Below are 14,279 nucleotides of genomic sequence, written 5' to 3' on the forward strand. Positions count from 1 at the left end.
CTCCTTAATCTGGGTCAGCTGGTGAATCCCAGGGCCCGCGAGATGACCATGAGCTGCACCTCGGTCGTGCCCTCGCCCAGCTCGAGCACCTTGGAATCACGATAGTGCCGCGCGACCGGATTCTCGTTCAGAAAGCCGTATCCGCCGAAGATCTGCGTAGCATCGCGGGCGTTGTCCATAGCCGCTTCGCTGCCGACCATCTTGGCGATCGAAGCCTCCATCTTGAAGGGTTTGCCGTTGATCATTTTCAGCGCAGCATCGTAGTAGGCGAGGCGCGCGGTGTGAACCCGCGCCTGCATCCGTGCAATCTTGAACGCGATGTGCTGATTGGAGCCGATCGAGCGGCCAAAGACATTACGGCTGTTGGCATAGCGGATCGACTCTTCGAGGCAGCCCTGCGCCGCGCCGGTGCACAGCGCGGCGAAGGCGATGCGGCCTTCGTCGAGGGTCTGCACGAAGTTGGCGAAACCGCGGCCACGCTCCCCGAGCAGGTTGGCCTCCGGCACGCGCACGTCGTCGAACACAAGCGGGTGGGTGTCTGAAGTGTGCCAGCCGACCTTGTCGTAGGGCGGGAGTGCCGTGAAACCGGGGGTCGGTGTCGGCACCAGAATGGCGGTCAGTTCTTTCTTGATGGAACCGTCGGCGCGAGTGGCCTCCCCCGTGACCGCCGTCACCGTCACCAGGCGGGTAATGTCCGACCCGGAGTTGGTGATGAACTGCTTTGTGCCGTTGATCACCCATTCGCCGCCCGTGAGTTCGGCGGTGGTCTTGGTTCCCGCGGCGTCTGAGCCGGCATCTGCTTCGGTGAGGCCGAACGCGGCGAGCGCTGAGCCACTCGCCAGGAGGGGAACCCACTCGTGCTTCTGCGCCTCGGTACCGCTGCGGAACACCGGCATGATGCCCAGGCCCACACCGGCCTCGAGGGTGACGGCGATGCTCTGGTCGGCACGAGCGAGCTGCTCCACGGCGAGGCAGAGCGCGAAGTAGTCATTGCCCTGGCCGCCGTACTCCACGGGGAACGGCAGTCCGAACAAGCCCATCTGTCCCATTTCGGCGATGATGCCGTAGGGCAGGCTGCGCTTCGTGTCGTACTCGTAGGCGGCCGGCGCGACAACGGTATCGGCGAAATCTCGAACCGTGTCGCTCAGGGCTTGGTATTCGGGAGTGAGTTCGTAGGTCATTCTGCATCTTCCTTGTCTGCGCTGGTTTCGGGGGTGCTGATCGTCGCGACGATCTGGTCCAGTGCCACCAGGTCACCCGTCTTGAGGTTCACCGTGACCTGGCCGAACGTGGCGGCCACGAGTTTGTGCTCCATCTTCATGGCCTCGACCACGAGGATGGTTTGGCCCACCTGCACGGTGTCACCAGTGGCGGCGTGCACGGCGACAACGGTGCCGGGCATCGGCGATCGCACGTCTGGGCCGACCGCCCCTGGCACGCGGTCGCGCCCCGCGAGGTGTTCCGCGAGTTGCTCGGCCCGTGATCGGTGTCGTAGGTCGATCGAGAATCCGTCGGAGCCGATATATACGTGCGCTCCGGACTGCTCGATGGCGAACACGCGGGTCTCGCCGTCGTAATCGATGCGAAACGCGCCCGGGCGACCTTTGACCAGCGTGAGTGCGGTTTCCACGGCCGGCCGCCCATCGAGCGAGACGGATGCCGCCTCCGACGCCCCGACAACCCGCACCTCCACGGCGTCGGTCGCGCTGACTCCCAGCGAGTACCGCACCGGACGCGGCGAGCCCATCCGCCACCCGCTCGGCCGCGTCCATACAGCGTTCGCGCCCGTCGGATCGAACCCCGCCGGCACCCGCCCGTGCAGGAACAAGGCTGCGGCGGCGAGGACGTGTCTGTCGGCTGTGCGAAAAGTGAGGTCGGGAAGCTTGCGTTCAATCAAACCGGTGTCGAGGCGGCCAGCACGCACGTCGGCATCCGCTAGCAGCAGCCGAAGGTATTCAGTGTTGGTCTGCACGCCGAGCACGACGGTGTCGGCAAGCGCCCGGTCGAGATGGTTCAACGCTTCAAGCCGGGTGGGAGCCCAGGCGATCACCTTGGCCAGCATCGGGTCGTAGTGCGAGGCGATCGACAGGCCCGGAGCCAGCGAGCTGTCAACGCGCACGCCCTCGCCCCTGGCCTCGTGCAGCTGCAGCACGGTGCCGGTGGTCGGCAAGAAGCCGCGCTCGGGGTTCTCCGCATAGACCCGCGCCTCGATCGCATGCCCCGTGAGGCATATATCGGACTGGGGGATCGTGAGTGGCTCCCCCGCCGCAATGCGCAACTGCCAGTCCACCAGATCGAGGCCGGTGACCAGCTCGGTGACCGGGTGTTCAACCTGCAGGCGGGTGTTCATCTCCATGAAGAAGAATTCGTCGGGCGCGGCCGCCGACACCAGGAATTCCACGGTTCCCGCGCCGCTGTAACCCACGCTGCGGGCAGCGGCACAGGCGGCCTCGCCGATGCGGGCCCGAATCGCCTCATCGAGCAGGGGGGAGGGTGCCTCCTCGATGACCTTCTGGTGCCGCCGCTGCAGTGAGCATTCGCGCTCGCCCAGATGAATGACGGCGCCGTGGTTGTCGGCGAGCACCTGCACCTCAATGTGCCGCGGGGTGGCAACGAGCCGTTCGAGCAGCAGGGTGTCGTCGCCGAAGGCGCTCTGCGCCACGCGCCGTGCGGCCTCGAGGGTGGCGGGCAGGTCTTCAGCCCGTTCCACCACGTGCATGCCCTTGCCGCCGCCACCGGCGGAGGGCTTGATCAGCATCGGATACCCCACGTCGACGGCCGCCGCGATCAACTGCTCGTTGCTGAGGCCCGGCTGAGCCACCCCGGGGATGATCGGCACCCCGTAACCGGCCACGTGGTTCTTCGAGCGGATCTTGTCGCCCATCGTATTGAGCGCGTGCACGCTGGGCCCGATGAACACGATTCCGGCGTCGGCGCAGGCCTGAGCGAACACCTGGTTCTCGCTGAGAAAGCCGTATCCGGGGTGAATCGCCTGGGCCCTGGTTCGGGCAGCAGCGGCCAGAACGGCTTCTACGTTCAGGTAACTGTCAGCCGGCGCGGCGCCACCGAGGCGCACCGCGGTATCCGCTAGCGACACGTGCCGAGCGTCACGGTCTGCGTCGCTGTACACGGCGACAGAGCGGATGCCCCGCTCGCGCAGGGTGCGAATGATACGGCAGGCGATTTCGCCGCGATTGGCGACCAGGACGGTGTCAAATGTCACAGGAATCCTCTCACTCACATTCGGAACAGGCCGAAGGCGGACTCGCCAAGCGGCGCGGCGGCGCACACAGCGAGGGCGAGGCCGAGCACCGTGCGGGTGTCGGCCGGGTCGATGACGCCGTCGTCCCACAGCCGGGCGGTCGAATAGTAGGGGCTGCCCTGCTCCTCATACTTTTCGAGGATCGGGTCGGTGAAGGCGGTCTCGGCCTCGGCCGACCAGGTGTCTCCCCCGCGCTCGATCTGCTCGCGCTTGACGGTGGCGAGCACGGAGGACGCCTGCGCGCCGCCCATCACCGAGATGCGGCTTCCCGGCCACATCCACAGGAAACGGGGTGAGTAGGCGCGGCCACACATGGAGTAGTTGCCGGCGCCGAAGGAGCCACCGATCACCACCGTGAGTTTGGGCACGCGGGCAGTCGCGACGGCAGTGACCATTTTGGCACCGTGCTTGGCGATGCCGCCGGCCTCAGCCGCCTGGCCCACCATGAAACCGGAGATGTTCTGCAAAAAGACGAGCGGGATTCCGCGTTGGTCACAGAGTTCGATGAAGTGGGCGCCTTTTTGCGCAGATTCGGCGAACAGGATGCCGTTGTTGGCGACGATACCCACCGGGTGGCCGTGGATGTGCGCGAACCCGGTCACGAGGGTGGTGGCGTATTCGCGCTTGAATTCGTGGAATTCACTGCCGTCGACGATGCGCGCGATCACTTCGTGCACGTCGTACTGGTCCTGCACGTCGACGGGGACGGCTCCATAGAGTTCGCTTTCGTCGGCGACCGGGTCGACAGTAGGGATCACGCTCCATGCCGGAGCCTCGGCTCGAGGGAGGGTCGAGACGATGTCGCGCACGATTTGCAGGGCGTGCTCATCGTTTTCGGCGAGGTGGTCGGTGACGCCGGAGACGCGGGCGTGCAGGTCACCACCGCCGAGCTCTTCGGCGGTGACGATTTCGCCGATCGCGGCCTTCACCAGGGGCGGTCCGCCGAGAAAGATGGTGCCCTGGCCCCGCACGATCACGGTCTCATCGCTCATGGCGGGAACGTAGGCACCGCCGGCGGTGCACGATCCCATCACCGCAGCGATCTGCGGAATCTTGGCCGCGGACATCCGGGCCTGGTTGTAAAAGATGCGGCCGAAGTGGTCACGGTCGGGAAAAACCTCGGCCTGCAGGGGCAGGAAGGCGCCCCCGGAATCAACGAGGTACACGCAGGGCAGGCGGTTCTCGAAGGCGATCTCCTGGGCCCGTAAGTGTTTTTTCACCGTCATCGGGTAATAGGTGCCGCCCTTGACGGTGGCGTCGTTGGAGATTACGAGCACATAGCGCCCGTGTACGAGGCCGATTCCGGCGATGACGCCCGCTCCCGGGCTGTCGTCATTGTAGAGACCGGTCGCAGCCAGCGCCGCGATCTCGAGGAACGGGCTGCCGTCGTCGAGTAATTGGTCGATGCGCTCACGGGGCAGCAGCTTGCCGCGGGCGAGGTGGCGCTGGCGGGACTTCTCCGGCCCGCCGAGGGCGGCCGTGGCGAGGCGTTGCTTCAGGTCGGCGACGAGTTGTCGCTGGGCAGCGTCATTGCTGCGGAACGTCTCGGCAGAGGAGTTGAGCTGACTCGCGAGCGTCTCCATCGACATCTTCCCGTTGGCGATGCCGGGCGACCCGGTATCAAGTACAGTTAGTGTTCACTAACTGAAGTTCAGGTTAGTCAGAATTAACTGAAATGTCCAGTGGGAGGCTCGCATGAACGCACCGATCGAAACCACGTCGCGGAGCCGGGCCAAGGCTGACCGACGGTCGGCCCTGCTCAGCGCAGCAGCCACGCTCTTCGCCCAGTCCGGATTCAAGGGGGTCTCGATCGAAGACCTCGGCGCGGCGGTCGGGGTGAGCGGGCCGGCCGTCTACCGACATTTCAGCGGAAAGCAGGCCGTACTGGCCGCGCTGCTCATCGATGTGAGCGAAGATCTCGTAGCCGGTGGGCGAAGCGTTGTGACCGAGGCAACGGATGCTGCTGCCGCCCTGGGCGACCTCGTGCGCTTTCACGTTGACTTCGCGCTGTCGAACCCCGAGGTGATCCGGGTGCAAGACCGCGACCTCGACAGCCTCGCGGAGTCGGACCGGCATCGGGTGCGGCTGCTGCAGCGCGAGTACGTGGAACTGTGGGTTGAGGTTTTGCACCGCGTGCACCCTGCGGTCGACGAGGCGCTGCTGCGCGTTCGGGCCCACGCGACATTCGGGCTGCTCAACTCCACGCCGCACAGCGCCCGCATATCCTCACGGGCCGCGGAGCGTGCCCTGCTCGAGGAGATGGCCCTCGCCGCCCTCGGCCTGCCGGGCGCGTAACGGCCCAGACGAACCGGTCAGAACGCAGCGGTGCAGACGCAGAGCTCGTTGCCCTCGACGTCGACGAGCACCCACCAATCGGGGGCGTGCTCGTCACTGAGTAGCGCGCCGCCCACGTCGAGCACGGCCGCGACTCGCTCTTCAGCGTCATCGCTCGGCACGTAGACGTCCACATGAATGCGGTTGCGCTCGATGCGGGCGATTTCCATGTGCTGGAACCATACCTTGGGGGCGAGGCCACGCGGGTCGACCAGTTCCACGCCGTCATCGCCGGTGACCTCGGTGTAGCCGAGGCCGACCCGCCAGAATGGACGCACGGCATCCGCGTCGATGCAGTCGATCGCGATGTCGTAGCGCGTCGGGTGCGCCGGACGCGCCTCGGCCCCGAGAGCGTCGGCGATCTGCTGCACCCGGGCCGCGAGCTCGACATCGCGCGCGGTGACTCCCCCGGCATCGTGCGAGGTCAGCACAAGCGACACCGCCCCGTAGCCGAGACGCACGTCGGGATGGTGATTCAGCGCCTCGGCGGCCTCGCCGATGCGATTGACCAGTTCGAGGGCGGATGCGAAGTCCTGGGTGCTAAACGTGGCGTGCAGGCATCCGTCGAGATGCACGAAAGCGGTGCCCGCGAGTTGTTTCTTCGTCACGAAGGGGGCGAGGAGTGCAGCTTCTGCGTTCATGCCTCCACTCTGCTACGCCCCCGCTGCCCGGTCAACCGCCCGTCTGGTGCACAACTCCTGCAATCTGCAGCGTCGAAACCTGGCTGCTCCGTCATTCCGCGGAACTTTTTGGTCGGTCGGACAGATTGCAGGAGCTATGCGCCCGAGACGGGCTAGAGCGACTGGTGCTGGTCTGATGGCCGGCCCGTGATGGTGGGGAGAGTTGAAGGGGTTAGATCATGGTCAGTACCCGGGCCGGGTCGGCGAGGATGGTGCCGATGTCGGCCAGAAAGCGCGAACCCTGCTCGCCGTCGACCAGTCGGTGGTCGAACGACACGCTGAGCGTGAGCACCTGGCGCAGGGCGACCTGGCCGTGATACTCCCACGGCCGCGAGCGGATGGCGCCTATCGCGAGGATCGCCGCCTCCCCTGGATTGACGATAGGGGTGCCGGCGTCGACACCGAACACTCCAATATTGGTGATGGTGATCGTGCCGCCGGCAAGGGCCGCCGGGGTGGTGGTGCCGGCCCGGGCTGACTTGGTGAGCTCGGCGAGCGCCGCAGCGAGGCCGCGCAGGTCAAGCCGTTCAGCATCGACGATGTTCGGCACGAGAAGTCCACGCGGGGTCGCGGCAGCGACGCCGAGGTTCACGTGGTGGAACTGCACGATCTCGCCGGCGGGCTCGTCCCACCGGGTGTTCACCGACGGCGTGCGGCCCACGGCGAGGCAGAGCGCCTTGGCCACCACAGCGAGAATACCGATGCCCGCATCGGCGAGCTGACGGTCGGCGCGCAGCGAAGCGAGCAGTTCGACCGTCGGGGTGACGTCGATGGTGAGAAACTCGGTTACGTGTGGCGCGGTGAACGCGCTCTGCACCATGGCGGCCGCCGTGAGTTTGCGCAGGCTCTTGATCGGCGAACGGGTCTCGCTCAGGTGGTCACCGCTCGTGGCCGGCCGAGCAGCCGTCGCAGCGGGTGGCACGGCCCCGTGCAGGTCGGGGGTCGGCATTGCCTCGGTGACACGGGCGTGAACGTCATCACGCGTGATCAGGCCGTCCTTTCCGGTGCCAGTGACCAAAGTGAGGTCAATCCCGAGGTCACGGGCCAGGGCGCGCACCGGCGGCGTCGAGCGCGGTCTGTCCCCAGTGGACGGCGCAGCGGACGGTTCGACAGGTGCTGCGGTGACTGCTGCGGTGGGCGGTGCGGTGGACGGTGCGACGAGTGCTGTCGCGGGTGCCGCGGCGGAGGATTCGACGGGTGCTGCGGGCCTTGATGCATCACCGGCTCCCCTGCGGGCACGACGCTGGGGGTGTCCGCCCCGCTCGACGGCGGGGCCGTAGCCGACCAGATTGGCCTCACGCTGCTCGGCCGCAGCCACAGCCGGAGCCGGGGCATCCGTTGTTGGCGACGAATCTGTGGGCTCATCGGCGGCGCCGATCTGGAAGGAGACGATCGGTTCGCCGACGTGCACGACTACCCCGGCCGGCTGGTGCAGCTCGCGCACGACTCCGGCGAACGGGCTGGGCAATTCGACAACGGCTTTAGCCGTTTCGACGTCGGCGATGTGCTGGTTGAGCGTGACCTCATCGCCCGGCGCAACGAGCCAGGCGACGATCTCCGATTCGGTGAGCCCCTCACCGAGGTCGGGCAGCTTGAAGACCTTGATCATCGTCGCCCCATGACCCGGTCGACACCGTCGAGAATGCGGTCGAGATCGGGCAGGTGGTGGCTTTCCAACTTGGCCGGCGGGTAGGGCACGTCGAAGCCGGTGACCCGCACCGGCGGGGATTCCAGGTAGCTGAAGCAGCGTTCGGTGATGGTCGCGATGATCTCGCCGCCGAGTCCGCCTGACCGGGCCGCCTCGTGCGTCACGACCAGCCGCCCGGTTTTACGAACGGATGCCTCCACCAGCGCATAATCCACCGGTGACAGTGAACGCAGGTCGATGACTTCGATCGACACGCCGTCGGCGGCGGCGGCGAGCGCCGCGTCCCGTGCGGTCGCCACGAGCGCCCCGTAGCTGAGAAGTGTGACGTCCGTTCCGGGGCGCACGATGACGGCCTGCTCCATCGGAAGCCCGAGCTCTGGCACGACCTCTCCCTTCACGTGATAGCGGCGCTTGGGCTCGAAGTAGAGCACCGGGTCGTCGCTCGCGATGGCCTGCCGAATAAGACTGTAGGCATCCTGAGCCTTGGATACGGCGATCACTCGCAGACCGGAGGTGTGGGTGAAGTACGCCTCCGGCGATTCGGAGTGGTGTTCGGCCGCTCCGATTCCGCCGCCGAATGGCACCCGGATTGTGATCGGCATATGCACGGCGCCCTGGGTGCGGTAGTGGAATTTGGCCACCTGGCTGACGATCTGGTCGAAGCCGGGAAAAATGAAGCCGTCGAACTGAATCTCACAGACCGGGCGGTAGCCGCGATAGGCCAAGCCAACGGCGGTGCCGATGATCGCGGATTCGGCGAGCGGGGTGTCGATGACTCGGCGAGCCCCGAACTGGGCGAGCAGGTCGCTGGTCACTCGAAAGACTCCGCCGAGGGCTCCGATATCCTCGCCGAGCAGCACGACCTTGGGGTCATCGAGCATGGCTTGGCGCAGGCCCTCGTTGATGGCCTTGCCCATGGTGAGGGTCTGGGTCTCGCTGAGTGGGGTGGGTTGCGGCGCATTGAGGCCGGGAACCGTCGACACGATTGCCGGGGTCATCAGGGTGGTCATGGTCATCAGGCCTTTCGGTTCTGTTCGGCAGTATCGCGGTCCGTGTCGAAGCTTCTGAGGTACCCGGCGTAGTCGGCGCGCTGGAGCTCGAGGGTGGCGTTGGGGGTGGTGTAGACGTGATCGAACACGCTGAGCGGTTCGGGGTCGGGCATGCCGATGCAGCCTGCCCGCAGTTCGGCTGCTGCGGCGTCGGCGAGGGCCGCCGTTTCCGCCTCGACCTCGGGCGTGATTTGACCGAGGCTGGTCAGCAGCCGGTGCAGACGCAGCACGGGGTCGCGCGTCTTCCACTCGGCGAGTTCGGCCGGGTCTCGGTAGCGGGTGGGGTCATCCGCTGTGGTGTGCGGTCCCATGCGGTAGGTGACCGCTTCGATGAAGGTGGGACCGCCGCCGGTGCGGGCCCGGTCGAGGGCCATGCGGGTCGCTGCCATGACTGCGATCACGTCGTTTCCATCGATACGCAGGCTGGGGATGCCGAAACCCGGCGCACGATCGGCGATATTGCGGTGTGCCTGCACGCTGACCGGCTCGGAAATAGCCCACTGGTTGTTCTGGCAGAAGAAGATCACCGGGGCCTGAAAGCTCGCCGCGAAGACCATGGCCTCGTTCACGTCGCCCTGGCTCGTGGCACCATCACCGAAGTAGGTGATGGCGACGGAATCGACGTCGTCGCGCTGGGCACCGAGCGCCCAGCCGGTGGCATGCAAAGTTTGCGCGCCAATAATGATGGCCGGTGTCGCCATGTTGACCGCGTACGGGTCCCAGCCGGACTGGGCGTTGCCGCGCCAGACCTTGACGATGTCGGTGAGGTTGACGCCACGGCAGTAGGCGACAGCGTTCTCTCGGTAGCTGGGAAAGATGAAGTCGTCGCTGCGCAGGGCGCGGGCCGAGCCGACCTGGGCGGCTTCCTGGCCGAGCAGCGGAGGCCACAGGCCGAGTTCGCCCTGGCGTTGAAGGGCGGTGGCCTCGGTGTCGATGCGGCGTACCACGACCATGTCCCGGTACAGCGCCAGGAGGGCCGTTCCATCGAGGTCTTCAACCCACGGGTCGAAGTCACTGCGGGGTTTTCGCGCGCCGTCAATTGCGAGAAGCTGCACGAGCTGGGGTGAGAAGTCAATCATGGGGCGCTCCGAGCGTCATTGCTAAAGTTGACGTGAGCCTATGTCGACCCGACAGCGAGCACAACCACTGTCAAAAATAGTGCGCAGAGTGCCCTATTCAGGCTCGCCAGAGCGTGTTAATGTTTTGCACTATGTACAGCCTTGACAAGACCGACACCAAGCTCCTCCAAGCACTCTCCGCCGACCCGCGCAGTACCTTCGTTGCGCTCGCCGACACACTCAGGCTCTCCCGCAATACCGTGCAGGCACGCATGAAGCGCTTAGAAGACTCTGGCGCCTTTCTCGGCTTCGATCGCCGCATCAATCCAGCCGCCCTCGGCTACCCACTGACGGCGTTCATCGAGGTGCACGTGCAGCAGAAGCGGCTTGCGCAGATCGTGATCGACCTTGCACTGATCCCTGAAATCGTGCAGGCTCACGGCATGAGCGGACCAGCCGATCTCCTCGTGCGGGTGGTCTGCACGGATGCCGCCGACCTGTTTCGCATCGACGGAACGATCCTCGCCTGCGACGGCGTGGAGCGCACGGAGACATCGCTCGCGATGGGGGAGGTTATCCCGTATCGCCTCACACCGTTGCTCGACCGCCGGGGGTAGGCAGTGCCTGCCACAATCTATTTGCTAAATTCTCCATATAGTTATATAAAGAAGTAATGAAGTCAACTGCGTTGGTAGTCTTGCACACAACCAGACGCACCGTAGAATCCGTCGCCTGCCCTTCACCCTTCGACTTCGCGTTCCTCAGAGAAGGCAGCAGTTTCGTGAATATGCATGCACATCGGGGAATCGGATGAGTTTCCTGCGATTGGCCACTCTCATTCGGCACGGAGCACGCATTGCCGAACCGGCACCGCCTACCCCGCCGCTACTTGCCGGCGCTCGTGCCTTTGGTGGCAGCGTGCAGGTGCGTTTCATCAATGCCGGTGGCTGCAACGATTGTGCGCTCGAGGTGGCCGCCGCGTTCGGCCCCGTCTACGACGTGGAACGCTACGGCGTGCGTCTGGTTCCCTCACCGCGGCACGCCGACGTGCTGCTCATCGTCGGCAGCGTGACTCGTAATATGGCCCAGCCCCTGCTGCGCACCATTGAGGCCACCCCCACGCCCCGGTTCGTGATCGCTGTCGGTGACTGCGCCCTGCACGGCGGTGCCTTCCGCGACGGTTACGGCATCATCGGACCCGTTTCCGATTTCGTGCACGTGGATATCGAGGTGCCGGGCAGCCCACCAGAGCCAGCCGATATTGTGCGAGCCTTGCGCCGAATGACCGGCCGATGAGCGGCATCGGTGCAGGATTGCTCCTGCAACTCGGCCTCGGCGCGCTGGCCGTGCTGACCGCCCTGACAGCGGCACCGTCTCTGCGGTCGCGCGCGGTCGGCATACTCTGCACCCTCATCGCCGTGATCGGCTTTCTGACCGGCCTTGGGGCCATGCTCGGCGCCACCGGCGGCCTGCGTATTTCGATTGCCCTGCCCATAGACCCGCTGTTACTGGCCCCCGATCGTCTCGGCGGCCTGTTCATGCTCATCGTTTCGAGCGTGGGCATTCTCGTATCGCTCTACTCGATGAGTTCCACCCATGGACCCGACGCGAGCCGCACAGCGTGGGTCGCCATGCCGGTGTTCCTCGTGGGCATGCAGCTCGTGCCGGCCGCGACGGATTCGGTCTCGTTTCTGCTGGCCTTGGAGATCATGACCCTCGGCTCCACGGTGCTATTGCTGGCCGACCATGCCAGCCGGGCAACGGTCGCTTCGGCCGGTATCTGGTATTCGGCGATGTCGCAGTTGAGCTTCTTCTTCATCCTCGCCGGCTTCGCCGTGCTCGCCGCCGCCTCGGGCGGAACGAGCTTCACCAACCTGCAGGAGATCGAACCCGTGCCCGCGAACGTAGCCTTCGTGCTGCTTCTGCTCGGCTTTGGTGGCAAAGCCGAACTGGTACCGCTGCACGTGTGGGTACCCCGGGTACTCCCCGAAGCGCCCAGCCACGTTTCGGCCGCGATGAGCGGCGCCATGGTCAAGATCGGCGTTTACGGCGGCCTGCTGGTCTCTGTGCGACTCCTGCCCGACGGCCCCGCCTGGTGGGGCATCGCGATCATGGTGGTCGGCGGCGCATCCGCTCTCTATGGCATTTTGCAGGCCTCCGTGTCGAGCGATCTCAAAGTACTGCTGGCCTACTCGACAACGGAAAACATGGGTCTGGTCTTTCTCGCACTCGGCGCGAGCATGCTGCTGCGCGGTTACGACGCGCAAGCGGCAGCGGATGCCGCGCTCGTGGCCGCCCTGCTCCTCGCCGTCAGCCACGCCGCGTTCAAATCGACGTTGTTCCTCGGCGCCGGCGCCATCATCCACGCCACCGGCGAACGCAACCTCGACCGCCTCGGCGGACTCGGCGCCCGCATGCCCGTCACTGCCGCCGCGTTCGGCATCGCCAGCCTCGGCGCCGCTGCGATCCCCATCACGAGCGGCTTCGTCGCCGAGTGGATGCTGCTGCAGTCGCTCATCCACGGTGGTCGCCTCGACGGAGCGGTCGTCTCGGTCGCGGCATCCGTTGCCATGCCCCTCGCTGTCGCCGTGATCGCCCTCACCGCCGGCCTCGCCCTGCTGACCTTCGTCAAGGCCTATGGGATCGCCTTCCTGGCCCGACCGCGCAGCACTGAAGCAGCGGAGGCCCACGAAGTGCCGCCGCTGATGCAACTCTCCCTCGTCCTTGGCGCCCTCTTCGTACTCGCCCTCGGCCTTCTCCCCGGCCCGATTGCCGCGCTCGTAGCGCAGACCGTCAGTTCAAACCCGAGCGCCGCCGTGCAGTCCGTCGGTCTCGGCGGCGTCTCGCTGCCGGGCATCGGGGCGGTGCTCGATCCGCTCATGCTCGTCGTGCTCTCGGTCCTGGTGGCCATTCCGGTGATCGTCTCGATCATCGTGTCGGCCCTTCGGTATCCACATCGCACGGTCGAGCTGCCCTGGGGCGGCGGCGGCTCCCGGGCGAGGCCGCGTATGCAGTACACCGCAACCTCCTACGCCGAGCCGCTCGTGCGAGTCTTCGACGACGTGCTCAAACCGTCGCGCGACGTGCAGGTCACCCACGTGGCCGAGTCTCGATATTTGGTGGAACGGGTACGGGTGGAACAACGAGTGTCGGATGTCTTTGAAACCCGGCTGTATCGACCGGTACTCAACCTGTTCCAGCGCTATGGAATCGTCGTGCGCCACATCGCCAACGGCAGCATCCACCGCTACCTGTCCTATTCTTTCGTGGCTCTTCTGATCGTGTTGATCGTGGTCTCGCTATGAACGCCGTCATCATCGCCGTCGTGCAGGTCGTCCTGTTCGTCTTCCTCGCCCCGGTGTTGATCGGGGTGATCCGCCAGGTGCGGGCCACGATCGAAGGCCGAGCCGGAGTTGGAATCTGGCAGCCGTGGCGCGACGTGCGCAAGCTGCTGGCGAAGAACCCGGTGCGCGCCACCGACAGCAGCTGGATGCTGAGGGCAGGCCCGGTCGCCCTGGTCGTGTCCAGCCTGCTGCTGTGCGTGCTGCTGCCGCTTGTGGGCACCATTCCCTTCGCTCTGGTTCCCAGCGACCTGTTCGTCATTGTTTCCGTCATGCTGATCGGCGTCGTGGCCCTCGCGCTCGTCGGCCTGGACGGCGGAACAGCCTTCGGCGGCATGGGCTCCAGTCGGCACATGACAGTCGCGGCGCTCGTTGAGCCAACCTTGCTGCTCTCCATCTACGCATTTTCGATCCCGGCCGGAACCAGCACCCTGTCAGTCATCGTTGAAACCCGGCTGCTCTCCCCCGAGGTGATCATCTCGCCGGTCAGCGTGCTGGCCCTCGTCGCCCTGTCGATCGCCATCATGGCCGAGACCGCCCGACTTCCCATCGATAATCCGGGCACCCACCTCGAGGTGACCATGCTGCACGAGGCGATGATCCTGGAAGCGAGCGGGCGCGACCTGGCCTGGCTCGAAGTCGGCTCCTGGCTGAAGCTGGCCGCCCTGCTCGGCCTGGTCGGCAACCTGGCCGTGCCGTGGGGCGTCCTGACCGATTTCAGCGCGCTCGGCCTGGCTGTCGGTGTCGTGAGCATCACCGTGAAGGTACTCGTGCTCGGCGTGGTGCTGAGCGTCGGCGAAATCTTCCTCGCCAAGGTGCGTCTGTTCCAGGTGCCGGAGCTGCTCGCCGGCTCGTTCGCCCTCGCTTTCCTCGCCGTCACCGCCTCCTACCTGGTCGCCTGAGGAGC

General features: G+C 65.9%; 12 protein-coding genes. 5 read left to right on the plus strand and 7 right to left on the minus strand.

Annotated features, from left to right (window positions below; translation table 11 throughout):
- Window positions 1-14: 14 nt before the first annotated feature.
- Genes CXY72_RS08555 through CXY72_RS08565 form a run of 3 tightly spaced genes read right to left on the minus strand, consistent with a single transcriptional unit; the run spans window position 15 to window position 4,845 of the window.
- Window positions 15-1,181 (minus strand): acyl-CoA dehydrogenase family protein, encoded by a 1,167-nt coding sequence (locus CXY72_RS08555; RefSeq protein ID WP_104127271.1) that lies wholly within the window; start codon window positions 1,179-1,181, stop codon window positions 15-17.
- Entirely contained in the window at window positions 1,178-3,223 is a 2,046-nt protein-coding gene (locus CXY72_RS08560; RefSeq protein ID WP_233197720.1) for a biotin carboxylase N-terminal domain-containing protein, read from the minus strand. The genes CXY72_RS08555 and CXY72_RS08560 overlap by 4 nt, the downstream gene beginning before the upstream one ends.
- Before the next feature lie 14 nt (window positions 3,224-3,237).
- Window positions 3,238-4,845 carry a carboxyl transferase domain-containing protein gene (locus tag CXY72_RS08565; RefSeq protein ID WP_104127339.1) on the minus strand — a complete coding sequence of 536 codons (1,608 nt, stop codon included), beginning with the start codon at window positions 4,843-4,845 and terminating at the stop codon, window positions 3,238-3,240.
- Between the two features lie 112 nt (window positions 4,846-4,957).
- On the opposite strand from CXY72_RS08565, the gene CXY72_RS08570 reads away from it, so the two are divergent.
- A complete protein-coding gene (locus CXY72_RS08570; protein WP_104127272.1) occupies window positions 4,958-5,557 on the plus strand; it encodes a TetR/AcrR family transcriptional regulator in 600 nt (199 codons plus the stop codon).
- 17 nt (window positions 5,558-5,574) lie between these two features.
- Here the strand turns inward: CXY72_RS08570 and CXY72_RS08575 are convergent, their stop codons facing one another.
- The 4 genes from CXY72_RS08575 to pdhA form a co-directional block, all read right to left on the minus strand.
- Window positions 5,575-6,237: a 4a-hydroxytetrahydrobiopterin dehydratase gene (locus CXY72_RS08575; RefSeq protein WP_104127273.1), complete on the minus strand. Its 663-nt coding sequence runs from the start codon at window positions 6,235-6,237 to the stop codon at window positions 5,575-5,577.
- A 211-nt stretch (window positions 6,238-6,448) separates the two neighbouring features.
- Window positions 6,449-7,885 carry a dihydrolipoamide acetyltransferase family protein gene (locus tag CXY72_RS08580; RefSeq protein ID WP_104127274.1) on the minus strand — a complete coding sequence of 479 codons (1,437 nt, stop codon included), beginning with the start codon at window positions 7,883-7,885 and terminating at the stop codon, window positions 6,449-6,451.
- The gene (locus tag CXY72_RS08585) at window positions 7,882-8,841 is read right to left on the minus strand and encodes an alpha-ketoacid dehydrogenase subunit beta (protein ID WP_233197730.1); all 960 of its coding nucleotides are present in this window, start codon (window positions 8,839-8,841) and stop codon (window positions 7,882-7,884) included. The genes CXY72_RS08580 and CXY72_RS08585 overlap by 4 nt, the downstream gene beginning before the upstream one ends.
- A gap of 98 nt (window positions 8,842-8,939) precedes the next feature.
- Complete coding sequence (pdhA, locus tag CXY72_RS08590) at window positions 8,940-10,052, minus strand: pyruvate dehydrogenase (acetyl-transferring) E1 component subunit alpha (protein ID WP_104127275.1); 1,113 nt, start codon at window positions 10,050-10,052, stop codon at window positions 8,940-8,942.
- A gap of 131 nt (window positions 10,053-10,183) precedes the next feature.
- Here pdhA and CXY72_RS08595 point away from each other — a divergent pair, with 131 nt between their 5' ends.
- From CXY72_RS08595 to CXY72_RS08610, 4 genes are all read left to right on the plus strand, one after another.
- Window positions 10,184-10,648 (plus strand): Lrp/AsnC family transcriptional regulator, encoded by a 465-nt coding sequence (locus tag CXY72_RS08595; protein ID WP_104127276.1) that lies wholly within the window; start codon window positions 10,184-10,186, stop codon window positions 10,646-10,648.
- A 193-nt stretch (window positions 10,649-10,841) separates the two neighbouring features.
- Window positions 10,842-11,327: an NADH-quinone oxidoreductase subunit B family protein gene (locus CXY72_RS08600; protein WP_104127277.1), complete on the plus strand. Its 486-nt coding sequence runs from the start codon at window positions 10,842-10,844 to the stop codon at window positions 11,325-11,327.
- Complete coding sequence (locus CXY72_RS08605; protein WP_104127278.1) at window positions 11,324-13,336, plus strand: proton-conducting transporter membrane subunit; 2,013 nt, start codon at window positions 11,324-11,326, stop codon at window positions 13,334-13,336. The genes CXY72_RS08600 and CXY72_RS08605 overlap by 4 nt, the downstream gene beginning before the upstream one ends.
- Window positions 13,333-14,274, plus strand: a complete 942-nt coding sequence (locus CXY72_RS08610) for a respiratory chain complex I subunit 1 family protein (protein WP_104127279.1) — start codon at window positions 13,333-13,335, stop codon at window positions 14,272-14,274. The genes CXY72_RS08605 and CXY72_RS08610 overlap by 4 nt, the downstream gene beginning before the upstream one ends.
- Window positions 14,275-14,279 lie beyond the last annotated feature (5 nt).

Source organism: Cryobacterium sp. Y57 (genome assembly GCF_002929505.1).
In the GTDB taxonomy this organism is placed as follows: domain Bacteria; phylum Actinomycetota; class Actinomycetes; order Actinomycetales; family Microbacteriaceae; genus Cryobacterium.

Coding starts and splice junctions, on each gene's coding strand:
- CXY72_RS08555 (WP_104127271.1), bottom strand. CDS start 1,181: ATGACCTACGAACTCACTCCCGAATACCAAGCCCTGAGCGACACGGTT.
- CXY72_RS08565 (WP_104127339.1), bottom strand. CDS start 4,845: ATGGAGACGCTCGCGAGTCAGCTCAACTCCTCTGCCGAGACGTTCCGC.
- CXY72_RS08570 (WP_104127272.1), top strand. CDS start 4,958: ATGAACGCACCGATCGAAACCACGTCGCGGAGCCGGGCCAAGGCTGAC.
- CXY72_RS08575 (WP_104127273.1), bottom strand. CDS start 6,237: ATGAACGCAGAAGCTGCACTCCTCGCCCCCTTCGTGACGAAGAAACAA.
- CXY72_RS08580 (WP_104127274.1), bottom strand. CDS start 7,885: ATGATCAAGGTCTTCAAGCTGCCCGACCTCGGTGAGGGGCTCACCGAA.
- CXY72_RS08585 (WP_233197730.1), bottom strand. CDS start 8,841: ATGGGCAAGGCCATCAACGAGGGCCTGCGCCAAGCCATGCTCGATGAC.
- pdhA (WP_104127275.1), bottom strand. CDS start 10,052: ATGATTGACTTCTCACCCCAGCTCGTGCAGCTTCTCGCAATTGACGGC.
- CXY72_RS08595 (WP_104127276.1), top strand. CDS start 10,184: ATGTACAGCCTTGACAAGACCGACACCAAGCTCCTCCAAGCACTCTCC.
- CXY72_RS08600 (WP_104127277.1), top strand. CDS start 10,842: ATGAGTTTCCTGCGATTGGCCACTCTCATTCGGCACGGAGCACGCATT.
- CXY72_RS08605 (WP_104127278.1), top strand. CDS start 11,324: ATGAGCGGCATCGGTGCAGGATTGCTCCTGCAACTCGGCCTCGGCGCG.
- CXY72_RS08610 (WP_104127279.1), top strand. CDS start 13,333: ATGAACGCCGTCATCATCGCCGTCGTGCAGGTCGTCCTGTTCGTCTTC.